Source organism: Bartonella sp. W8122, from assembly GCF_016102485.1.
In the GTDB taxonomy this organism is placed as follows: domain Bacteria; phylum Pseudomonadota; class Alphaproteobacteria; order Rhizobiales; family Rhizobiaceae; genus Bartonella; species Bartonella apihabitans.
On sequence record NZ_JACFOO010000001.1, the window covers coordinates 1445111 to 1467549 of the forward strand.

At 45.6% G+C, this 22439-nt stretch carries 17 protein-coding genes and 1 tRNA gene; 7 read left to right on the top strand and 11 right to left on the bottom strand.

All coding sequences use genetic code 11. From position 1 onward, the window contains the following. Positions 1–33: 33 nt before the first annotated feature. Positions 34–819 carry a histidinol-phosphatase gene (gene hisN, locus H3S83_RS06395; protein ID WP_198239207.1) on the top strand — a complete coding sequence of 262 codons (786 nt, stop codon included), beginning with the start codon at positions 34–36 and terminating at the stop codon, positions 817–819. On the opposite strand, the gene H3S83_RS06400 is transcribed toward hisN, so the two are convergent. Further along, positions 809–1750: an alpha/beta fold hydrolase gene (locus H3S83_RS06400; protein ID WP_198239208.1), complete on the bottom strand. Its 942-nt coding sequence runs from the start codon at positions 1748–1750 to the stop codon at positions 809–811. The two genes, hisN and H3S83_RS06400, sit on opposite strands and share 11 nt — an antisense overlap. Before the next feature lie 405 nt (positions 1751–2155). On the opposite strand from H3S83_RS06400, the gene H3S83_RS06405 reads away from it, so the two are divergent. The 3 genes from H3S83_RS06405 to H3S83_RS06415 all read left to right on the top strand — a co-directional run bounded on the left by H3S83_RS06405 (position 2156) and on the right by H3S83_RS06415 (position 9353). After that, positions 2156–2644: an Hsp20 family protein gene (locus H3S83_RS06405; RefSeq protein ID WP_077971255.1), complete on the top strand. Its 489-nt coding sequence runs from the start codon at positions 2156–2158 to the stop codon at positions 2642–2644. Positions 2645–3124: 480 nt separating this feature from the next. Next, positions 3125–7852: a glutamate synthase large subunit gene (gltB, locus tag H3S83_RS06410; RefSeq protein WP_198239209.1), complete on the top strand. Its 4728-nt coding sequence runs from the start codon at positions 3125–3127 to the stop codon at positions 7850–7852. A 46-nt stretch (positions 7853–7898) separates the two neighbouring features. Next, on the top strand, positions 7899–9353 hold the full coding sequence (locus H3S83_RS06415; RefSeq protein ID WP_078039441.1) for a glutamate synthase subunit beta: 1455 nt from the start codon (positions 7899–7901) through the stop codon (positions 9351–9353). Positions 9354–9636: 283 nt separating this feature from the next. On the opposite strand, the gene H3S83_RS06420 is transcribed toward H3S83_RS06415, so the two are convergent. Then, positions 9637–9713 (bottom strand) — tRNA-Pro (locus H3S83_RS06420). A gap of 451 nt (positions 9714–10164) precedes the next feature. Further along, a complete protein-coding gene (locus H3S83_RS06425) occupies positions 10165–10563 on the bottom strand; it encodes a cytochrome c family protein (RefSeq protein ID WP_198239210.1) in 399 nt (132 codons plus the stop codon). A gap of 174 nt (positions 10564–10737) precedes the next feature. Between H3S83_RS06425 and H3S83_RS06430 the strand changes: the two genes are divergently transcribed. Further along, positions 10738–11109 carry an iron-sulfur cluster assembly accessory protein gene (locus H3S83_RS06430; protein WP_198239211.1) on the top strand — a complete coding sequence of 124 codons (372 nt, stop codon included), beginning with the start codon at positions 10738–10740 and terminating at the stop codon, positions 11107–11109. A gap of 190 nt (positions 11110–11299) precedes the next feature. Here the strand turns inward: H3S83_RS06430 and mazG are convergent, their stop codons facing one another. Next, positions 11300–12145: a nucleoside triphosphate pyrophosphohydrolase gene (gene mazG, locus H3S83_RS06435; RefSeq protein WP_198239212.1), complete on the bottom strand. Its 846-nt coding sequence runs from the start codon at positions 12143–12145 to the stop codon at positions 11300–11302. Between the two features lie 116 nt (positions 12146–12261). Between mazG and galE the strand changes: the two genes are divergently transcribed. Both galE and H3S83_RS06445 read left to right on the top strand, forming a co-directional pair. After that, positions 12262–13269 (top strand): UDP-glucose 4-epimerase GalE, encoded by a 1008-nt coding sequence (gene galE, locus H3S83_RS06440; RefSeq protein WP_077971267.1) that lies wholly within the window; start codon positions 12262–12264, stop codon positions 13267–13269. Positions 13270–13295: 26 nt separating this feature from the next. Further along, positions 13296–13505 (top strand): molybdopterin-binding protein, encoded by a 210-nt coding sequence (locus H3S83_RS06445; RefSeq protein WP_078039445.1) that lies wholly within the window; start codon positions 13296–13298, stop codon positions 13503–13505. Positions 13506–14260: 755 nt separating this feature from the next. Here H3S83_RS06445 and H3S83_RS06450 read toward each other — a convergent pair. The 7 genes from H3S83_RS06450 to H3S83_RS06480 form a co-directional block, all read right to left on the bottom strand. Beyond that, on the bottom strand, positions 14261–15193 hold the full coding sequence (locus H3S83_RS06450) for a lipid A biosynthesis lauroyl acyltransferase (protein ID WP_370541339.1): 933 nt from the start codon (positions 15191–15193) through the stop codon (positions 14261–14263). Beyond that, positions 15193–16221, bottom strand: a complete 1029-nt coding sequence (locus H3S83_RS06455) for a zinc-binding dehydrogenase (RefSeq protein ID WP_078039447.1) — start codon at positions 16219–16221, stop codon at positions 15193–15195. Before H3S83_RS06455 ends, H3S83_RS06450 begins: the two co-directional genes overlap by 1 nt. Positions 16222–16272: 51 nt before the next feature. After that, positions 16273–17550: a beta-ketoacyl-ACP synthase gene (locus H3S83_RS06460; protein ID WP_198224743.1), complete on the bottom strand. Its 1278-nt coding sequence runs from the start codon at positions 17548–17550 to the stop codon at positions 16273–16275. Between the two features lie 10 nt (positions 17551–17560). Continuing rightward, positions 17561–18754 carry a beta-ketoacyl-ACP synthase gene (locus H3S83_RS06465; RefSeq protein ID WP_198239214.1) on the bottom strand — a complete coding sequence of 398 codons (1194 nt, stop codon included), beginning with the start codon at positions 18752–18754 and terminating at the stop codon, positions 17561–17563. Positions 18755–18763: 9 nt separating this feature from the next. After that, complete coding sequence (locus H3S83_RS06470) at positions 18764–19048, bottom strand: acyl carrier protein (RefSeq protein ID WP_077971280.1); 285 nt, start codon at positions 19046–19048, stop codon at positions 18764–18766. Between the two features lie 228 nt (positions 19049–19276). Continuing rightward, complete coding sequence (locus H3S83_RS06475) at positions 19277–21598, bottom strand: NADP-dependent malic enzyme (RefSeq protein WP_198239215.1); 2322 nt, start codon at positions 21596–21598, stop codon at positions 19277–19279. Positions 21599–21614: 16 nt separating this feature from the next. After that, positions 21615–22394, bottom strand: a complete 780-nt coding sequence (locus H3S83_RS06480) for an SDR family oxidoreductase (protein WP_077971284.1) — start codon at positions 22392–22394, stop codon at positions 21615–21617. Positions 22395–22439: the final 45 nt, after the last annotated feature.

A 22439-nucleotide genomic window follows, 5' to 3' on the forward strand; every position in this document is an offset into this window, starting at 1 on the left:
GTTCGACCTGATAATAAACAATCGAGAGTAATCATGAGTGATCTTCCGGGATTCGAATTTTTTCAAAAAATCGCTAAAATAGTAGAGGAGACTTCTCTCCCTTTTTTTCGACATACGCTTTCAATTGATAATAAAGACAAAACCGGTTTCGACCCCGTAACAATTGCTGATCGCAAAACAGAAATTGCCTTGCGCGAATTTATCCATCAGCAATGTCCTGATGATGGAATCGCGGGTGAGGAATTTCCCGCTTTGAATGGGCTTAACGACTATATATGGGTAATCGACCCGATAGACGGGACGCGGTCTTTCATTACGGGAATGCCCGTTTGGGGCAGTCTTGTAGGATTGAAAAAAGCTGGCAAAGCAGTGGCGGGGATGATGACACAACCTTTCACACGCGAACTTTATTACAGTTCCGGAAAGGGAAGTTATCTTTATACAATTCATGATGGTCAACACAGAAAGCTCTCCACAAGCTCATGCAAATCGCTTGCTGAAGCGACAATTTTTACAACTGATCCAGAACTATTCAAAGGGGGAGACAAAGCACGTTTTGCCGAACTCCGCTCAAAAGCACGCCTAACGCGCTACAGTGCGGATTGTTATGCATTTGCCATGCTTGCCGCGGGTTTTGTTGATCTGGTCGTTGAAACAGAACTGAAACCTTATGATATTATGGCACTCATTCCGATTATCGAACAGGCTGGCGGCGTCATCAAACAGTGGAACGGTGAAAACGCGGAGGATGCCGGAAATATTGTGGCAGCAGCAACGCCGGAATTATTCGACGCGGCTACATTAATCCTCAATAGCTGATATCATAGGCCTTGGTGCCAGGAATAAACGTGTCAAATAGTGCCCAGAACTGTTTTTTTAAATTGTCGGACCCATTCAGGATGTCGTGCCCGGCACCAGAAAGTCTCATTGTGTCGGCGAGCCTGACATTGTTGCAAAAACGAAGCAATTGCTGAGTATTGATCAGTTTATCATTATGTCCCAAAACAAAAATCGTCGGAAAACGCAAATCGTTTTTTTGTAAGCGGGTCTTTGCAAAATTCACTGTTTCTAGAACCCGTGCAAGCCAACGCCTGTCAGGTAAGCGAATATTTTGTGATTTTTTTGGCCGACTAACTTCAGAACCTCTTCCTTTTGTCGGACCGCTAATGTTTGAAAACAGTAATTTGGCTCGTGGCAGTTTCAAGCGGCCGAGGCCAAAATCGCTCATGAGGCTCGTGAGTTTGCTCTGGAAACTGCCGGTCGTGTACCCCAATGGAGTGAAAAGCGGTGAAAGGCCGATGAAGCGTTGGCACTGATTGTTGATGATATCGAGTGCGGAAATTGCGATAAGGCATCCCATATCATAAGCCAGAAAATAATAGGGAGGTGGACAATCCGGATAAACAATCTTTTGCAGAAATTCGTCAAGATCACCTATGTGCTGATTGATATCGAAGGTTAATCTGGACTTTTTCTTAGTCTCTGTCGCATCAGGAACAGATCCACCTTGCCCATACCAGTCGAACGAAGCATAAGAGAAGCCACGGCCGGATAGTTCGTAAAACAATTCTCCATATCTTTCACAACTATCTTCCATGCCCTGAAGAAAAATCAGAGTGCCTTTTTTATAGTTGTGTTTTTGCACTTTCGAAACAATGCGCAAGTGTCTTTTGTCCGAAGTTTCCATCAAGGACGTGTGGAGAAAGTAAATTCCATTCTTGTCACTTGGCATTGTCAGGGGTGTGCGCAATTCTACTATCTCACCTTGTTGTCTCGCTATAGCCTTTGTCCATTTAGTCCGCAAAATTTAAAAAAACATTTCCGACTTTTTACCTATTTGGAATCTATCACAAAAGCATAATCTACTCCCGCCTGAAACGGGGAAAATTATAAATTTCCGATTCTGGGAAAATGTAAGAGAACCTCAGGCAAGGGGAGTGGAATGAAAAAAATCTTTCTACCTCACTTGTTGGATTTGGCGTGTCTTTGCGGATGTAAAATTTTGAACAATTTTTAATCAGTGCCTTGAAAGTCGACTAATTAATAACCAGATAAGCTTTGCGATCGCCGATATGGGGTCGTTGGTTATATTGATCTGCCTTTTTGGAGATTGCCGTAACCAAACAAATCGTCGCTCTGAAGGAGGGCAATTATTATGCGTCAAGTAGATTTTTCACCATTATATCGTTCAACTGTCGGTTTTGACCGTTTATTCAATATGTTTGATACGATGACACAACCGGAGAGTGTTCAAGCTTATCCTCCGTATAATATCGAACGGTTGAGCGAGAATTCCTATCGGATTTCCATGGCGGTGGCCGGATTTTCCGAAGATGAAATTGATATTGAAGCACAAAGCCATCAACTCACTGTAAAGGGTGAGAAATCACATGAAGAAGAAAATGATGAAGGTGATTTTCTCTATCGCGGAATTGCTTCGCGGTCCTTTGAACGTCGCTTCCAATTAGCTGATCACGTTGAAGTGGTTGGCGCACAGCTTCAAAATGGTTTGCTTCATATTGAATTGAAACGGGAAATTCCCGAAGAAATGAAGCCGCGTAAAATAGCGGTGCAGACTCCAAAAGCTTCTAACACCAACAAGCGTGTCCAAAAACATGATGTGGAAGTTGAAGCAGCGGAATAATTATTCCTGAATGTTAACTTCGGAAAGCGTGATGGTCTGTCAAAGACAGACTTCACGCTTTTTTATTATCTAGTTTTTGTCTGAAATGAATGTACAGGAACGAATTTCTCTTTTTCGGCACTGTTGTTTTTATCGACAATAATTGAAGCGCGTTTTTAAAACCACTATTCCAATCTTTATCCGGAGAGGCACTTCGCCTGCCACAGGCTCTCGGAACTTTTTAAAGGAAAGGAGCCTTTTTCTTCCATCTAAAAAATAAATGAAACGAAACATCATAATTAAAATAATAAAAATAAAATGAATTAACAATTATTGAAATAATATTTCAATTTTTACGTTTAGCAGTTGAAAACTTAGAATCTTTCTGACATAGCTTCTTAAACGAGAGATTACGCCGTGCTAACAATGCTATTTGAAGACTAAAAACAGCAAATTTCTGGCGTAGTTTTCATATTGGTTTGTGAAAAAAGGGCTTTCTAAATGTCGGATAGCGTTATTTCAGGTAATAAAATTACTCAAAATGGTTCAATAACGTCATCATTGGCGGGCGCAGGGGCCACGTCGGCTTATGGAATTCCGGCCGCGCAAGGACTGTACAGCCCTAAAAATGAACATGATGCTTGCGGGGTGGGGTTTATTGCACAGTTGAAAAATGTAAAATCCCACAAGATCATTGAAGATGGGCTTTTCATGCTTGAAAATCTCACTCACCGGGGTGCGGTTGGGGCAGATCCTTTAGTGGGGGATGGTGCAGGTATATTGGTCCAGATACCGGACCGTTTTTTTCGTGAAGTTATGGCCGAACAGGGCGTGGAATTGCCGAAAGCCGGTCAATACGCTGTCGGACATATATTCATGCCGCGCGACGAAGCGATGCGTGCCCATATCGAGCAGATTGTCAAGGAAGTTATTGCCTCGGAAGGCCAGCATTTTATTGCCTTTCGTGATGTGCCGGTTGATAATTCTTCGCTCTCGAAAGCGCCTGCGATTGTTGCAACAGAGCCGGTTCATCGACAGGTTTTTATCGGTCGCGACCCGTCTATAAAATCGGATGACGATTTTGAACGGCGGCTTTTTGTGCTGCGCAAGGTTATCTCAAACAGAATCTTCCATGAGACAGGTGGCAGAGATAATGGCTTTTATGTCGTTTGTCTGTCGTCCCGCACTGTCATTTACAAAGGCATGTTTTTGGCCTTTCAAGTCGGTGCTTATTACAAAGATTTGCAGGATGAACGTTTTGAAAGTGCTTTGGCGCTTGTGCACCAGCGTTTTTCAACCAATACTTTTCCATCCTGGAAACTTGCTCACCCTTATCGGATGATTGCTCATAATGGTGAAATCAATACGCTGAGAGGAAATGTCAACTGGATGGCTGCCCGTCAGGCTTCGGTCGATTCAGAGCTTTACGGCAATGATATTTCAAAACTCTGGCCAATTTCCTATGAAGGACAATCGGATACAGCCTGTTTTGATAACGCTTTGGAATTTTTATATGAGGGTGGTTACTCGCTCCCTCATGCGATGATGATGCTCATTCCGGAAGCCTGGGCAGGAAATAGCCTGATGAGTGTCGAACGGCGTTCGTTCTATGAATACCATGCGGCATTGATGGAACCGTGGGATGGACCGGCAGCAATTGCCTTCACCGATGGTCGCCAGATAGGTGCAACGCTTGATCGTAATGGTCTGCGTCCGGCGCGCTATATTGTGACGGATAATGATTATGTCATTATGGCTTCGGAAGCCGGTGTTATTCCGGTTGAAGAAAAGCACATTATCCGCAAGTGGCGTTTGCAACCGGGCAAAATGTTGCTCATCAATCTGGAGGAAGGGCGCATTGTATCGGATGAAGAAATAAAGTCCGAAATTGCCTCCAAGCATCCTTATCGTCAATGGCTCGATAACACCCAGCTTATTCTGGAAGATCTTGCTCCCGTCGAGCCGAGGTCTTTACGCAAGGATGTGTCGCTGCTCGACCGTCAACAGGCGTTCGGCTATACACAGGAAGACAAGAAGTTTCTACTTTCGCCGATGGCAACAACCGGACAAGAGCCGATCGGCTCAATGGGTGTTGATACACCGATCTCGGCAATGTCCGATAAATCCAAACTGCTTTATACCTATTTCAAGCAGAACTTTGCGCAGGTAACCAATCCGCCAATTGATCCAATCCGTGAAGAGCTGGTGATGAGTCTGGTCTCTTTCATTGGTCCACGTCCGAATATATTCGATTTGGTAGGAACCTCGCGTCGCAAGCGTCTGGAAGTTCGTCAACCGATTTTGACAAACGGCGATCTCGAAAAAATCCGCGCTATTGGCCAGACGGAAGACCACTTTGATACAAAGACAATTGATATAACCTATTCCGTTCAGGAAGGGGCAGAAGGGCTTGAAGGTGCGGTCGAACGCCTCTGCGAGCGTGCAGAAGCTGCAGTTCACGGTGGTTATAATATTATCATTCTGTCCGATCGACAGATTGGACCGGATCGTATACCTATTCCTGCATTGCTCGCGACAGCGGCTGTTCACCATCATCTCATCAGAAAAGGGTTGCGCACGTCCGTCGGATTGGTTGTCGAGACTGGCGAACCTCGAGAAATTCATCATTTCTGTTGCCTTGCAGGCTACGGGGCAGAGGCGATTAACCCGTATCTCGCATTCGACACATTGATTGACATGTACGAGCGCGGGGAATTTCCGAAAGAAGTCGAAGAACACGAAGTAATTTATCGCTATATAAAATCGATTGGCAAAGGTATGCTCAAGGTTATGTCCAAAATGGGCATATCAACCTATCAATCCTATTGTGGCGCGCAAATATTCGATGCAGTCGGGCTAAAACAGTCTTTTGTTGACCGTTTCTTTACGGGTACAGCAACCACAATCGAAGGGGTCGATCTGGACCAGATTGCGGCTGAAACAGTTAAACGCCATACAGCTGCATTCAGCAATGATCCTGTTCTCCTCCATTCGCTTGATGTTGGTGGCGAATATGCATATCGTATTCGTGGTGAGGCACATATCTGGACGCCAGATGCAGTTGCAAGTTTGCAGCATTCTGTTCGTACATCCAATCCGGCGCTTTTTACGGCTTATTCACAACGTATAAACGGTGAAACTGCCCGTGCAAAGACCATTCGTGGCCTTTTCAAAATCAAGAGCGCAGAAGAGCGTGGTGCGAAACCCGTCGCTATCGAAGACGTTGAACCGGCTACCGAAATCGTAAAGCGGTTTTCAACCGGTGCAATGTCGTTCGGCTCAATCTCGCGTGAGGCTCACACGACATTGGCCCGTGCTATGAATAAAATCGGCGGAAAATCCAATACCGGCGAAGGTGGTGAAGAACCAGATCGTCTTTATCCTTTGCCGGACGGTACACAAAACCCTGAACGGTCCGCAATCAAGCAGGTGGCTTCCGGCCGTTTTGGGGTAACGGCAGAATATCTTGTTAATGCCGATGTTATACAAATCAAAGTAGCACAAGGTGCCAAGCCTGGTGAAGGTGGACAATTACCGGGGCATAAAGTTGACGCTATTATTGCCAAAACGCGTCACTCGACGCAGGGTGTCGGTTTGATTTCACCGCCTCCACATCACGATATCTACTCGATCGAAGATTTGGCGCAGCTCATTTTTGACCTGAAAAATGTCAATGAATTTGCAGATATTTCTGTAAAACTTGTGTCGGAAGTCGGTGTTGGAACAGTTGCGGCAGGTGTTGCCAAGGCTCGTGCCGATCACATTACGATTTCCGGTTATGACGGTGGTACGGGAGCTTCTCCTTTGACCTCGGTCAGGAATGCCGGTTCATCGTGGGAAATGGGACTTGCCGAAACCCAGCAAACGCTGGTTCTCAATGGTTTGCGTTCGCGTGTTGCATTACAGGTTGATGGCGGTTTAAGAACAGGTCGCGATGTCATTATCGGGGCGCTTCTCGGGGCTGACGAATTCGGCTTTGCGACAGCTCCGCTGATTGCTGCAGGCTGTGTCATGATGCGCAAATGCCATCTTAATACATGCCCGACCGGCGTTGCGACACAGGATCCCGTATTGCGCAAGCGTTTCAAAGGAACGCCGGAACATGTGATCAACTTCTTCTTTTATCTTGCCGAAGAAGTACGCGCTATTCTGGCACATATGGGCTTCAAAAAACTCGACGATATTATTGGTCAATCGGATTTGTTGGATAAACAGCCGGCGATCGATCATTGGAAAGCAAAAGGTCTCGATTTCAGTCGTATCTTCTATAAGCCTGATGCCGAAAAGAAACAGACAAGACACACGGAACTTCAACATCATCCGATTGAGGATGTACTTGACCGTAAGCTGATTGAGCGCGCTTCGGCAGCTCTCGAAACTAAAAAGCCTGTCGAGTTTGAAACGCTCATACGCAATGTTGACAGATCTGCCGGTGCCATGCTCTCTGGCGAAGTGGCGAGACGTTACCGTCAAAGGGGATTGCCGGATAATACCATAAACGTTCATTTCAAGGGCACAGCCGGTCAGTCGTTTGGTGCTTTCCTTGCCAAGGGGATAACCTTCGACCTTATTGGCGACGGTAATGATTATGTTGGCAAAGGTCTTTCTGGCGGCAGAATTATTGTTCGTCCACCTGAAGACAGCAATGTTGTCGCCGAGGATTCAATTATTGTCGGAAATACCGTTCTTTATGGCGGGATTGAAGGCGAATGTTATTTCCGCGGTGTGGCAGGCGAACGTTTTGCCGTGCGTAATTCCGGCGTTGCTGCGGTCGTTGAGGGAGTTGGCGATCATGGTTGCGAATATATGACCGGCGGTATCGTTGTCGTAATCGGCAAGACCGGCAGAAATTTTGCTGCCGGCATGTCGGGCGGCGTTGCCTATGTACTCGATGAAGCAGGTGATTTTGCTAAAAGATGCAACATGGCGATGGTTGAACTCGAACCTGTTCCCGAAGAAGATGATATGCTTGAAAAACTTCATCATCACGGTGGTGACCTCATGCATAAAGGTCGGGTAGATGTCTCGGCCAATATGACTCACCATGATGAAGAGCGACTGGCTCAAATGATTGCCAATCATCTGCATTACACGGGTTCCGCACGGGCCAAGGAAATTCTGGATAATTGGGATCAATATCGTCCGAAATTTGTAAAAATTATGCCGGTCGAATATCGCCGTGCTTTGGAAGAAATGGAACAGATGCGCATGGAAACGGCTGCTGAATAACAGCAGCCGGTGTCCATAGTGCAAACTTCAGATACGGAAACAAAAAATGGGTAAAGTAACCGGTTTTCTTGAAATAGATCGCCAATCTCAAAAGTATCAGCCAGCCTCTGATCGCATCCGCCATTTTCGGGAATTTACTATTCCGATGTCCGAAGCAGAGGTGCAGAAACAGGCCGCGCGCTGTATGGATTGTGGCATTCCTTACTGTCATGGTTCGACGGGGTGTCCTGTCAATAACCAGATACCGGATTGGAACGACCTCGTTTATAAAGGCAATTGGAAGGAAGCGATTAACAATCTTCTGTCCACAAACAATTTTCCTGAATTTACAGGCCGCGTTTGTCCGGCACCTTGTGAAGAGGCCTGTACGCTCAATCTTGAGGATGTTCCTGTAACAATCAAGACAATCGAGCAGACATTGGCTGACAAGGCTTTTGCACTTGGTTTTTTTGCGCCCCAACCTAATGAAGCAAAAACAGGAAAAAAAGTTGCCATTATCGGATCAGGCCCATCAGGAATGGCAGCAGCGCAGCAACTTGCCCGTGCTGGTCATATGGTCGATGTTTACGAACGTGAAAGCCGTCCGGGAGGGCTTTTACGTTACGGCATTCCTGATTTTAAGATGGAAAAACATCATATCGATCGTCGTATCGAACAATTGGAAGGCGAGGGTGTCACTTTCTATTGCGGTGTCAATATTGGCGTCGACAAGGCGGTTGATGATCTGTTAACCAATTATGACGCGGTTCTTTATTGCGGTGGTTCTGAAACGCCACGCAAGATCGATATTCCGGGCATCCATTTTCAAGGTGTGCATGACGCCATGTGTTATCTCGTTCAGCAAAATAAACGTGTTGGGCGTGAAAATATCGAATCAGTCGGCTGGCCTTCGCCACCCATTATTGCTGATGGAAAACATGTTGTTGTCGTTGGCGGCGGGGACACCGCCTCGGATTGTGTGGGAACGGCTTTCCGCCAGGGTGCAGTGAAGGTAACCCAGTTGGATATTCGTCCTCAGCCACCAGAAAAGGAAGATAAACTCAGCGTTTGGCCTTATTGGGCTACCAAAATGCGCACCTCGACCAGTCAGGCGGAAGGTGCAGAACGCGAATTTCAGGTTGCTACACTCGAGTTTGTTGCTGAAAATGGCGAATTGACCCATGTAAAATGTTGTCATGTCGATGAACAACGTAAACCGATAGCCGGTACCGAGTTTTTTATTCGTGCTGATCTTGCATTTGTCGCAATCGGTTTTGCCGGACCATTCGAAGCAGGTGTTTGTAGCGAATTGGGAGACCGCCTGAAGTTGAAGGTTGACCGTCGCGGAGCGCATTCTGTCTTGGCCGATACGAATAATTATAAAACCAGTGTCGATAAGCTTTTTGCAGCCGGTGACGTGAGACGCGGCCAATCACTCGTTGTTTGGGCAATCAGGGAAGGGCGGCAGGCTGCTCGTGCCATTGACGAGTTCCTGATGGGCGAAACATTGCTGCCTCGTTAAATCGACGACAGAGAGCGGGTTACCCGCGATAGACCGTGTATTTCGAGGCTCCGGACTTTCCGGAGCCTTTTTATATTGAACGTTTTTAATGAAAGTTATTTAAGCAAATCGCGCCGAAGCAATCGTAGGCGATAAGCGAATGCAACAATTGTTTCATGCGCATTTCATCAATTCACTGGAATAAGGAAAGAATAATAGTTTTGCGCCCACATCACCATTTTGCAGTGATGAACCGGAAAACATCCGGTCGCTGAAAACAAAGATCAAGATATTGAAAGAAGAATGGTCGGAGCGGCGGGATTCGAACCCACGACCCCTTGACCCCCAGTCAAGTGCGCTACCGGACTGCGCTACGCTCCGAACCGTGAAGAAGGCCTAAAATACTAGCGTTATAAAGGCAAGTGAAAAATTCTTAAAAAAGATCAAAATTGCTAAAACGCTTTTCAATTTCGTTGTTTTGTGCAGATTTGACGGGAACCCGAATTATGTTTCTCTCCGGATTTCTATAAATTATTGTAGCCTCGATTATTGACCTTATGGGATCATCATTGTGTTCCACCGGCATTTAAATGTTTTCAGGAGGAGTGTTCCCAAAAAAGATCGATTTCGGTTTCTGTGTAAAATCTATGTTCAAAAATGCTTGAACCCGACAATTGCTTAACCTGCTGTTTTTTCTCGAAGCTAAAGCCAATTGATTTGATTTTTTATCATTATAAAAATTCTAGCGTTATATCGAAAACAACAAATGCCGACACTTGCAGAATAAGCATAGGCCAGCCGACAAAATTCCGATTTTTAACGTGGATATAGTTTATTTTTTATCGGGAACAGGCAAGACCGAATTCAGATACGCAATGAGGTCATCAATATCCGAATCATTATTCAGGCGAATGGACGCCATGCGCGTTCCTTTTACCAACCCTTGCGGGTTATGAAGATAGGTTATGAGTGTCTCTCTATTCCAGATAAGGCCATTTTGACCGGCATTGACCATAGCAGGAGAATAGCGGTAGCCCTGAAGTGTGCCGGCTTTCCGTCCGATAATGCCTTGTAAGGTTGGACCGATCCGATTGTCGGGCTTATCTGCATTATGGCAGGCGGCACAACGTTTGAAAACGATCTTTCCATTCTCGACATCAGCAGCGTAAGAGGCCGGAGCAAGTGTCAAAATGCTAAAAATTATCAGACAAAAAATAATAAGACGACGCATCAACTTGATCAAATTTCATTCATAGAATTTTTCGTTAGACGAATATTAGCACCAAAATTTTCGTATTGGTATTCAAAGATTGAGCCCGATTTTTTGAAAATCGCGATTAAATCTTGACGCGAGACGATTGAAACACCAGATTAGCAATCGGAATTTAAAAGGAACAAGCAATCTATGGCCGGATTTTCAGTAATCACAATGACAGATGCTGCCAAAGAGCGTATTCGTGACATAATGGCAAATAACGATGCATGTGGAATCGTTGTGGGCGTAAAAAAAGGTGGATGCGCGGGTATGGAATATACTGTCGACCTCGCAAAAAACCTTGTCAAGAATGCCGATATTGCAGAAGATGACGGTGCACGCGTTTTTGTATCTCGTGAAGCTACTCTGTTCCTGCTGGGCACACAGATCGATTTTGAAAAAACGACTTTACATACCGGATTTGTTTTTAATAACCCCAATCAGACGTCTGCTTGTGGTTGTGGAATGTCCGTTGAAATTCGTCCTGCGACCCAGGCTGATTTGGCTGTTGCACAGAAGTAACAAGAACTACGAAATCAATTGTGCTAACCTGATCGCGATTTGATCGCGCGATAGGGAGGGTTTTATTGCGTTTCGCAGTTATTCACAAAATTTGATACCATTAAAACTTTCGCATCATCAGAGAACAAACGTTCAGTCTTAGTTACTCGGGATTTTGCTTTCTGGGGATTTCGTTTACTGCGAATTTTGTTTATTGGGGATTTGGCTGTTTTCGACGGCTTTCAACTTTGGCTTCGTTCCAGAGTTTTTCCATCTCGTCTAGAGAGGCATCATTCAGGCTTTTATTAGTTTTGTTGAGCTCGTTTTCAATAAAGTTGAAACGGTAGCGGAATTTCTGATTTGCGTTTTTTAACGTAGTTCGTGGCGAAACGCCAAGTCGTCTTGCAAGATTGAGAAGCGTAAAATAAACATCGCCGAATTCATCTTCTATGTCTTTTTTATTTTTGGATTGAAGAGCGTCTTTGAGTTCATTTACTTCCTCGTCTATTTTTGCAAAAATAGGGGCGGGGTCTGTCCAGTCAAATCCGACTTCGGCAGCTCTCTGTTGTAACGCAATAGCTTCCTTTTCCAATGGCTGGGCAGATTTTACGCTTGCGAGATAGCCTTTTGGAGTATCGTCGGGAAGGTTTGCCGATTTTCGCTTCTCGCTCCTTTCTGCTTTTTCTTCTTTCTTTATGCGCTCCCATTCACCCTTTATAAGTCCCTTCTTTCTCTGTTCAGGAGACCCGAAAACATGGGGATGCCGACGTATCATCTTTTTTGTTATAGCATAGACAACATCACCAAAGTTGAAACTGCCTTCTTCTTCGGCCATTTGGGCATAATATACAACTTGCAAGAGCAAATCTCCAAGCTCCTCACAAAGATCATATTTATCATTTCGTTCAATTGCATCGGCTACTTCGTAAACTTCTTCAACAGTATAAGGGATTATGGATTTGAAATCCTGTTTCTGGTCCCAAGGACAACCTGTTTCAGGATCTCTCAGGGCTTTCATAATTTCGATCAGACGGTCAATATTGTTTGATGGTTCCATGATGAAAAATCTTTCTGATATTAAAAAAATGCAATAATTTATTCCATTCAACGGCTTGTCAGTGATAAAGAATTCTTTCATAAAAGTCACATGTCTTGTGGTCTATAGGTTGCATTATGAATATTTTGGTAACTGGCGGCGCGGGTTACATAGGTTCGCATTGTTGTGTGGCACTTATGAATGCCGGCTATCGTGTTATTATTCTTGATAATTTTGGCAATAGTCATCCGGAAGTATTACGCAGAATTGAGAAGCTCACAGGACGTGCACCGACGAACGAGTCAGGTGATGTACGTGATCGTAGTTTTGTCGAATATGTTTTGGAACATCATAAATGCGATGCGGTCATCCATTTTGCCGGCTTGAAATCTGTTGCCGAATCCGAAAAAAAACCGGATCTTTATTATGATTGCAATGTGGTTGGAAGTTTGCGTTTGCTGCAAGCTATGAAGTCGACCGGTGTGAAAAAACTGGTCTTTTCATCAACAGCCACTGTTTATGGTCCTCCGAAATATTTACCCTATGATGAAAAACATCCGCTCAATCCGGTGAGTGTCTATGGGCGCACGAAACTGACGGTAGAGAATATGCTACGCGATTTTTACGCAAGCGACCCGAGTTGGGCATTCTCCATTCTTCGCTATTTCAATCCCGTTGGGGCAGACGAGAGCGGACTGATAGGGGAAGATCCCAAGGGTATTCCTAATAATCTTATGCCTATCATAGCTCAGGTTGCCTCGGGAAAACGCGATAAAGTCATGATATGGGGGAATGATTATGACACCGAAGACGGAACCGGAGTGCGTGATTATATTCATGTGAGTGACTTGGCCGAGGGGCATTTACGAGCCTTGAAGACCCTGGAACATCCTGGTTGCGATGTTATCAATCTCGGACGCGGTCGCGGTTATAGCGTGATGGATGTCATAAAGGCATTTGAACATATATCGAACAAGAAAATAAAATATGAAGTCGGGCCAAGACGCCCCGGCGATATTGGGGAATTTTTCGCCAATCCGTCGACGGCATTTGATAAACTTCATTGGCGAGCCGAAAAAGATTTGGAAAAAATGTGCGCGGATATGTGGAATTTTCAGGTCAAGAACCCAGATGGTTATAAATAAACCTTAGCCGGAAAGGAAATTGAGGAATGAAAATCAGTGCGCGTAATATTCTTAAAGGTAAAATTGTCGCCATTAAAAAAGGTGCGACAACAGCCCATGTCCAGATTGATATTGGTGGTGTAGTGGTAACAGCCTCCATTACCAATGAAGCGGTTGATGATCTTCAGCTAAAAGTCGGTGAACCTGCTGCTGCTGTTATAAAATCATCCGATGTTATGGTTGCAGTTGCAGATTAAGGCGGCTTCCCAGCTAACGATAAAGAACGGCTGATGATGCGATATTTCGCTTTGTCTTAACGTTCGTGCCGAGAGACAGAAAATATCGTCATTTTTTCTCTTCGAATTTGTGGGATTATCTGCCGAAAAACGAGGGGGTGTATCGGGCTATTTAGGTTTGTCTCCTCTATTAAGGAGAGCTTCAATTAAAGAACGGTGCAAAAGCATATAAATTTGACAGCCGTGTGCGGACGCAAGTTTTGATATTAAAAAAATCGGAATTTGCCTCGTCAAAGCGATAGAACCGTTCATTGAATTTGGTCTCTAACAAACGCCCCCGGACCCACTCTCTTTTTCAGTCGCGATAAAGCCTGAAAGGGAATAATATCTCGTTTGCTATTTCGTCCTCGGGAAGTTTGGCAAATAGCCGGAAACTGTTGCTCGTACAAAAGCTTTAAAAGCCTATTGATGTTATCTTCAAAGCACTCATCTTTTAGAGCTTTGTGCTTTTTAACTTACGAGCTTCCCAATGGTTGAGAAAGCGATCGGAAGTCAATATCTATCAAAATGCCGCTATTTTACTGATAATCACATAGCTTGCTTCTCGCTGGAGCGTCGCTTTCGTGAACCCATGACTTTGTCAATATTGCCGTCATTATTGTGTTGGAAGCCTAATGTGGAGTTATGCGTTATCATGATAATCCGCAATGCCGAATAGATATCCAGCGGGTGCAACAAATGGGAAATCCGTTTTTCGGGGAACGTTATAAGAGATACTAATCGTCCCAGCGTTTATGGAACCACATCCACTGACCAGGATATTCGCGCACCCATGTTTCAACAGTGTCATTCAGCTTTTGGGCGGCTGCAACCTCATCAATATTGCCGTCCTTATCTTTTGGCAAATCCATGCGTTCATAAAGTTCCAGCCGGTAACGTCCACCCGGTAAGCGGATAGAGCGGGCAGGGTAGACATCACAGTTATATTGGCGGGCAAGCTTGATCAATAAAGGGTTGGTTCTGACAGGTCTACCAAAAAAAGTTCCCTTTATACCACGGCGGAACTTTTGATCGACCAGCATGCCGACATCTTCACCTTCTGCCAATTTGCCTGCAAGCGCCCAAGCAGCACCGGCTTTGGAGGGTACAAGATGCCCCATAGCAGTGCGCCGGGCCTTCAAAACCCGTTTTGCGATATAGGGATTATTCGGCGGGCGAAAAAGTGCCGTTACATTGAGATCGAATGTTGCAGCACAAATGGGTAAAAGTTCAAAATTACCGGTGTGGGCTGTAAAGAAAATGTGCGGTTTTTTCTCGTCTCGGAGCCGGACAAAGATATCAATTCCATCGACTTCAACCAGACCGGGCTTTTTGGCATTCGGATCAAAGTCGAAAATTTTATCAAGGAATACATATTCCGCAAATAAGCGCCCCATATTTTCCCACATTTCAAGAGCGGTTTTACGGATCCATTCGGGATCTTTTTCCGGATAGGCCTGACGCAAATTGTCGAGCGCAATCTGGTGACGTGGGAGTAGGGGCCCAACAGTTCGGGCAAACCAAGCAAAAAAGCCGATTCCTGCTTTTGCCGGAAGATAGCGAATAAGCGCCATCAATCCGGCGACGAAATGTGCCCACGACCAGTCCCACCAGTCTTTCAATTTCGTCCGGATACGAAAAAGAATGAGTTTTGAACGCAATTTTTGCATCAACTGATTTTCAGGATGATTTTACCAAACACATCGCGGCTTTCCATCCGTTTCAATGCTTTTTCAATGTCTCCAAAATCGACAATGGTATCAACAACCGGATGAACAATGCCTTCTGCCATTTTTTGCATGGCATTCGCCATATTTTCCATTCGGCAGCCGAAAGAACCGAAAATTTTCAATTGCTGTTGGAAGAGTTGCATAAGGTTCATTGATGTAGAAACACCTGATGTCGAACCACACGTAACGAGGCGTCCGCCGCGTTTCAAAGACAGCATCGAACCGGCCCAGGTATCAGCACCGACATGTTCAAAAACGACGTCGACGCCTTTTTTCTTGGTCAGCTTTCTTACAACATGTTCAAACCGATCGTTCCGATAGTTGATGACGACATCGGCACCGAGAGCTTTCGCTTTTTCGATTTTGCCGTCAGAGCCGACTGTTGTATAAACCGTGCAGCCCATACGCTTTGCCAATTGTATTGCAGCCGAACCGATGCCTGATCCACCGGCATGTATGAGAATTGTCTCGCCGGGCTGAAGTTTTGCATTATCGAACAGCATATGTTCGACAGTTCCGAAAGTGATTGGAGCGACAGCGGCATCAATTTCATCACAATCAAGCGGTGCCGGTACCAGCAATCGGGCAGGCAAATTCACAGCCTCGCAGGCAAAACCGTCAATATGAAAGCCGTGAACACCGCTGACATGTGTACAAAGATTATCCCGTCCTTCACGACAGTTTTTGCAAAGTCCACAGGTTCTTGCTCCATAAATGGATACAATTTGTCCCACCTGAAGGTTACCAACACCCGAACCAATCGACTGGACAACGCCAGAAGCTTCCGCTCCGATTGTGAGCGGTAATTTGCGCTTTGCAAAAGCCATACCACGCCATCCCCAAACATCGATATGGTTAAGCGCTACAGCTTTTATCTGAACAGTAACTTCACCATTGCCGGGAGCCGGAGGAGGCGCTATTTCTGTTAATTCAAGACGTTTGTCGTCAAGCAATTGCAATGCGCGCATGACTATTCCTTCTTAAAAATAATGTGCCAGAGAATGCCGCTAAAAGGTGAGTTACCCGTTATAAGCTCTGATGACAAGACTTTCATTCTGTCCGCCAAATCCGAAAGAATTGGAAAGAACAGAGGTCACATTACCCTTCCGGCACTTGTTAGGCACTACATCAAGTGGAATTGCCGGATCAGGGTCATCATAATTGATGGTTGGCGGCATAATACCGGTTCTGATAGTTAATAGTGAAAAAACGGCCTCTATCGCACCGGCTGCAGTCAGTGTATGGCCAATCATAGATTTGTTGGACGACACCGGAACATCATGAACACGTTCGCCGAAGACATTTGACAAGGCCAGATATTCCATCTTTTCGTTTTCCGGTGTGGAAGTCCCATGAGCGTTGATATAATCAACGTCATCAATGCCGATGCCTGCATCTTCCAATGCTTTGCGCATCGAACCGGTTGCAGGCGATGCATCAGGTTTTGACCTCGTGCGGTGAAAGTCGTCGGCTGTTTCTCCGCAACCGGCAAGAATACCCAGAACTTTTGCTCCGCGCTTTAATGCACTTTCAAGCGATTCCATAACGAGTGCGCCTGACCCTTCAGCCATTACGAAGCCATCACGGCCTTTGCTGAAAGGTTTCGAGGCTTTCTCGGGTATCTGGTTTTGCGTTGAAAGAGCGGATAACAAAGAAAACCTTATCAGAGCTTCTGCCGAAACCGAACCATCTGTACCAATTGTCAATGCACGATCGGTTTCGCCGCGTCTTATCGCTTCCACGCCAAGTTGTATTGCCGTTGCGCCGGAGGCGCAGGCGGTAGACAAAGTAACAGGAAGGCCGGTTGTTCCAAAATGATCTTTCAAACGTTCGGCGATATAGCCGAATTGTGTAGTCTCGAAGAAAGCTTGATGAGGGGTTTTAGCGCATATTTCCAAAAATGCCTGATAGGACGGATTTTTTTCGCGATTAACTTCATCGTCAAGAGCAAAACGCGACTTCCAATCAAGTTCTACCGGAGGAGCAGCTAAAAAGAGTGGCCCGTTAAAAGCAGTTTCATCAAGTCCCGCTTCCTCAATTGCTTCGCTTGCGGCAACTGTCGCCAGTTTTTCCGACAAAGCCGAAGCACCAATGTGACTTTCTTCAAGAAAATCTACCGTGCCCGCTATTTGTGTGGTCAAACCTTCAACCGGAAAGCGCGTAATCCTGTGAATGCCGCTGACACCATTGACAAGCTTTTCCCAGTTTTTATCTTTTCCCTGACCTAAAGAACTGATGACACCAGCTCCGGTAATTGCGACAACTGGCCGCCCTAGATGATCGGTATATTTGTCCATTACGAATCCTTTAGCCAGCTATAAGTCTTGCCATGCCTTCGGCTCTTGTTGCGCCAACGGTAGAAACGATAACGCTCTCAAGGTTGCCATCGAATGGTTGTTCATCATCACTTAATGCTTTGAAGCTTTGTTTTTGCTTCATAGCCATGGCGCCGAGAGCCAGCGCAAGAGGAAATTGCGCTTCACGCCAATGGCCGAACAAAGTCGAGATACCTCGATAGGCAAGCTTGTTCTTGTCCCATAATGTCTTCTCGGCTCCGGTTATGCCTTTAACGCCGGAAGCGCCTGATACGATGAGATCGTTTTGTCCGAGAAGAGCGTTTCCTTTGACACGTTCCAGAATTGTATCCAGTGTTTTCTCAATCGGTATCTTCTTACGATTGGTTTGATCGGCTACGAAATCCGAAATGACTGCATAGATATTGGCACCTCGTTTTTTTGCATATTCGGCACTTTCCAGTACAAGAAAAACACCGCCGGATCCGGTTACGAGACCGCCACCCAGACAATTCTCACGCTGCCATACAGGCGACCAACCATCCCGCTTCAACAATTGCCCCAATTCTTGCCCCAACAACATATCATAGTGCTGGGCATTATATGAGCCGCCAACAAGGGCATGAGTGCTTTGGCCTGATCTGATACGCGCAATTGCAACCATCAAGGCAGCAAGGCCACTTCCTTCTTCACCCATAAAGCTGCGTGAGGAGCCTATAACCTTGTGAACGATCGAAATATTGCCTGCCAATAGATTTGAAAGCTGTGCAAGAAAAAGAGTTGGACGCAACTCGGTTGACAGAGTTGCATTGAGCATCACACCACGATCTGTTGTTGTGCGACCTTTGTTGAGTATCTCGACATCAACATTGACATCACGCTCGCCACCACCGGCACCAACGATCATATCCATGGTTGAAGTGATTGAAAGATCACCTTTGACACCCGCATCGTCCAAGGCAAGACCGGCCGCATATGTACCCAATCTTTGCCAGGTTTCCATCTGTCTTTGATCACTCCGCTTGGGAATTTGTTGGCTCCAGTCAACTTCCCCGAGAGCGTGAACGGTATAAGGCGAAAAGCTTTCACTATCAATTCGCGGGGAGAGGGAAGACGCGTTCAGCATCTCCCAATGTTTTTCAACACCTTCCCCCAAAGAACTGATTAAACCTATACCGGTGATGACAACAGAATGGTTCTTTTGCATTATACAGGATTATCCGGCGTTTTTGGCTGCAACAAGTTCGTCAATTTTTGCGCAAAGATTTTTCAAAACAAAATATTCATCTGTTCCTACTTTGCCTTCATTAACTTCCTGTGTCCATTGCTCTAGCGGTATTTTGATACCGAAAGCTTTGTCTATGGCAAAAACAATATCCAGAAAGTCCAGACTATCAATACCGAGATCGTCAATCGTATGGCTTTCCGGTGTGATTGTATTGCGATCGATCTCGCTTGTTTCAGCGATGATATCGGCAACTTTGTCAAACGTAGAGGACAATGTGCAATTCCTTTTACTAGTTACGGCCGTCGAGCAGCCTTTCAGCGATTCTATCTAGCGTCTTTCTCAATTAAAAAAAAGACTTAAAGCAGAATTAACATTTCTTATTGCTTCCCGGAAACAATATTCCGCCTCTTCCACTATAAAGCCGTTTCTATTTCGGCTTTTTTATGGAGATAGAGGCGGAATAACAGTCAAAAAGTAAAATGGAAAGCAAATTTTACGACTTTATCCCTTATTGAGTTGTTTTTGATTCCCTTTCGTATTGGCTTCAAGGACGGCAAGAGCTGTCATATTGACGACACCACGAGAGGTAACGGATGGTGTTAAAATATGAGCGGGTCTTGCTGTACCCAACAATATAGGACCGACATGTAATGCATCTGTCAGATTTTTTACAACATTAAGAGTGATATTGGCAGCATCAAGATTAGGGAACACAAGCAGATTTGCTTCTCCTTTTAAACGCGATCCGGGGAAAACGCGATCACGTAAAATTTGTGAAAGAGCCGCATCTCCATGCATTTCACCATCTGATTCAAGCTCGGGATAACGCTCGGCAAGAAGCTCGGAAGCTTTGCGCATCTTTCTGGCGGATTCGGTATCTTTAGAGCCGAAGTTCGAATGAGAAAGAAGCGCAACTTTGGGCTCGATACCGAAACCACGAACTTCTTCGGCGGCAAGTGCTGCCATTTCCACTATCTGTTCTGCACTTGGATCGGTGTTTACATAAGTATCTGTGAGGAAGAGTGTTCCACGCTGTGATATCAACAGGCTCAAAGCCGAAAACTGACCGACATTATTTCCGAGACCTATGATTTGATCGACAAGTTGAAGATTCCTTCCGAACCGGCCACCAAGCCCGCAGATCATGGCATCGGCCTCGTTACGCATAACAGCAAGAGCTGCAATTGCTGTTGTTGACGTCCGAACGATTGTTTTTGCGGCTTCCGGTGTTACACCACGCCGGCCGGTATAATGAAGAAACAGATCGACATAATCACGATAACGGGGGTCATTTTGCGGATTGATGAGTTCGAAATCCTTACCCGGACGAATTCTCAAACCGAAACGTTTCAGTCTGGTCTCGACCACGTCCGGTCTGCCAATCAGAATTGGTGTGGCTGTCTGGTCTTCGAGAACTATTTGAGCTGCACGCAAAACTCTTTCATCTTCACCGTCTGCATATATAACGCGTTTACGTTCAGCAATTTTTGCGGCGGCAAACACCGGTTTCATGATAAGTCCGGAACGGAAAACAAACCGGTTCAATCGATCAAGATAAGCGTTCATATCTTTGATCGGTCGTGTCGCCACGCCTGATTCCATTGCCGCTTTTGCAACGGCCGGTGCAATGCGCAAAATAAGCCGTGGATCAAAAGGGGAGGGAATGAGGTAATTTGGTCCAAAGCTGAGAGCTTCACCCGAATAGGCGCGGGCAGCAACATCGGAAGGTTCTTCCTTGGCCAGTGCAGCAATAGCGTAAACAGCTGCTGCTTTCATCTCCTCGTTGATTGCCGTTGCTCCGACATCAAGTGCGCCACGGAAAATATACGGAAAACAAAGAACATTATTAACCTGATTGGGATAATCGGAACGACCGGTGCAAATCATCGCATCGGGACGCACTTTTCTGGCATCCTCGGGCATAATTTCCGGCGTCGGATTGGCAAGAGCCAGAATGAGTGGCGTCTTGGCCATTTTGGCGACCATTTCCGGCTTCAGGACATTTCCTGCCGAAACCCCAAGGAATATATCGGCATTATCAATGATGTCATCGAGTTTGCGGGCATCTGTCTTTTGCGCGTAGACACTTTTCCAGCGATCCATCAGCGCTTCGCGTCCTTCATAGACGACACCTTCAAGGTCGCTGACCCAGATATTCTCTTTCTTTGCACCGAGTCGGACCAAAAGATTGAGGCAGGCGAGGGCTGCCGCACCCGCTCCGGAAGCGACAATTTTTACATCCTCGATTTTTTTGTGAGCAAGTTCGAGGCCATTGATAACAGCTGCACCAACGATAATGGCTGTCCCATGCTGGTCGTCATGAAATACCGGAATATTCATCCGTGCCCTGAGCTGTTCTTCGACTTCGAAACATTCAGGTGCTTTGATATCTTCAAGATTGATGCCGCCAAATGTCGGCTCCAAGGCAGCGACGGTTTCGACAATATGAGGAATGTCACTTGCTTTTATTTCGATGTCGAAAACGTCGATATTCGCGAATTTTTTAAAGAGGACGGCCTTTCCTTCCATAACCGGTTTGGCCGCAAGCGGGCCAATATTTCCAAGACCGAGAACCGCAGTACCATTCGAAACAACCGCAACGAGGTTTGCTCGCGAGGTGTATTCCGCAGCCGTTTTGGGGTCGTCGTGGATTGCCTCGCAAGGAGCAGCAACGCCTGGAGAATAGGCAAGTGCAAGATCGCGCTGGTTTCCAAGCGGAGTTGTCGGATGTATTTCGAGTTTTCCGGGGTTCGGATAACGGTGATAAAAAAGTGCAGCTTCTTCGAGTTCTTTCTGACGAGGAGATTTGTTTTTCTGTACCATATTGCTCTTCCAAACTTCAAAAGGCGCTCAAATAAGAGCCGCCATCAATGATTAAATTTTGCCCGGTTATAAAACCGGATTTTTCCGAGCATAAAAAAGCGCAAGCCTGTCCGAATTCTTCGGGATTGCCAAATCGTTTTGCCGGATTTTGTGATTGTCTTTCTTTCATGATCGTGTCAACGGATATTCCGGTCTCACCGGAAGCGGCATCAAAGCTTTGTTTTAGCCGGTCAGTCAGAAATGGACCGGGCAAAAGATTGTTAATTGTTACGTTATCGCAAACAACCGTTCGGGCAATGCCTGCGAGAAACGATGTGAGGCCGGCCCGTGCACCCGATGACAGATCAAGTCCTGCTATCGGAGCGTAGACGGATGTAGACGTTATATTGACAATGCGGCCGAATTTTTTTTGGACCATTTTGTCAATCACTGCTTTGATAAGTTCGATTGGCGTTATCATATTCTGAATGACGCCATCGACAATTTTATTGCGGTCGAGCTCTCTGAAATCACGAAATTGCGGGCCGTGATTATTGGTAACGAGAATATCCGGTTCAGGGCATTGTTCTAGCAATAAATGCTGCCCCTCGGATGTTGAAACGTCGCCAACGACCTCTATCACGGTTTTCTGGGTAAGTGCTTTGATTTCTTGTGCTGCTTTATGAAGACTATCCGCATGTCGGCCATTGATTATAACGTCGCATCCTTCATTTGCTAAAGCTATTGCACATGCTTTTCCGAGTCCTTTGCTTGAAGCACATATGATTGCTTTCCGCCCGCTTATACCCAAATCCATATTATACTTTCATTCAGAAAAAACTTGATAAAGAGATGAAATTCA

Bases quoted from the DNA above. Each gene is read 5' to 3' on its own strand.
- H3S83_RS06455 (WP_078039447.1), bottom strand. From the start codon at position 16,221: ATGCGCGCATTGCAATTGCTTGACGACAAACGTCTTGAATTAACAGAA.
- mazG (WP_198239212.1), bottom strand. From the start codon at position 12,145: ATGGAACCATCAAACAATATTGACCGTCTGATCGAAATTATGAAAGCC.
- H3S83_RS06425 (WP_198239210.1), bottom strand. From the start codon at position 10,563: ATGCGTCGTCTTATTATTTTTTGTCTGATAATTTTTAGCATTTTGACA.
- H3S83_RS06450 (WP_370541339.1), bottom strand. From the start codon at position 15,193: ATGCAAAAATTGCGTTCAAAACTCATTCTTTTTCGTATCCGGACGAAA.
- hisN (WP_198239207.1), top strand. From the start codon at position 34: ATGAGTGATCTTCCGGGATTCGAATTTTTTCAAAAAATCGCTAAAATA.
- galE (WP_077971267.1), top strand. From the start codon at position 12,262: ATGAATATTTTGGTAACTGGCGGCGCGGGTTACATAGGTTCGCATTGT.
- H3S83_RS06480 (WP_077971284.1), bottom strand. From the start codon at position 22,394: ATGGATTTGGGTATAAGCGGGCGGAAAGCAATCATATGTGCTTCAAGC.
- H3S83_RS06460 (WP_198224743.1), bottom strand. From the start codon at position 17,550: ATGGACAAATATACCGATCATCTAGGGCGGCCAGTTGTCGCAATTACC.
- gltB (WP_198239209.1), top strand. From the start codon at position 3,125: ATGTCGGATAGCGTTATTTCAGGTAATAAAATTACTCAAAATGGTTCA.
- H3S83_RS06415 (WP_078039441.1), top strand. From the start codon at position 7,899: ATGGGTAAAGTAACCGGTTTTCTTGAAATAGATCGCCAATCTCAAAAG.
- H3S83_RS06430 (WP_198239211.1), top strand. From the start codon at position 10,738: ATGGCCGGATTTTCAGTAATCACAATGACAGATGCTGCCAAAGAGCGT.
- H3S83_RS06465 (WP_198239214.1), bottom strand. From the start codon at position 18,754: ATGCAAAAGAACCATTCTGTTGTCATCACCGGTATAGGTTTAATCAGT.
- H3S83_RS06445 (WP_078039445.1), top strand. From the start codon at position 13,296: ATGAAAATCAGTGCGCGTAATATTCTTAAAGGTAAAATTGTCGCCATT.
- H3S83_RS06405 (WP_077971255.1), top strand. From the start codon at position 2,156: ATGCGTCAAGTAGATTTTTCACCATTATATCGTTCAACTGTCGGTTTT.
- H3S83_RS06475 (WP_198239215.1), bottom strand. From the start codon at position 21,598: ATGGTACAGAAAAACAAATCTCCTCGTCAGAAAGAACTCGAAGAAGCT.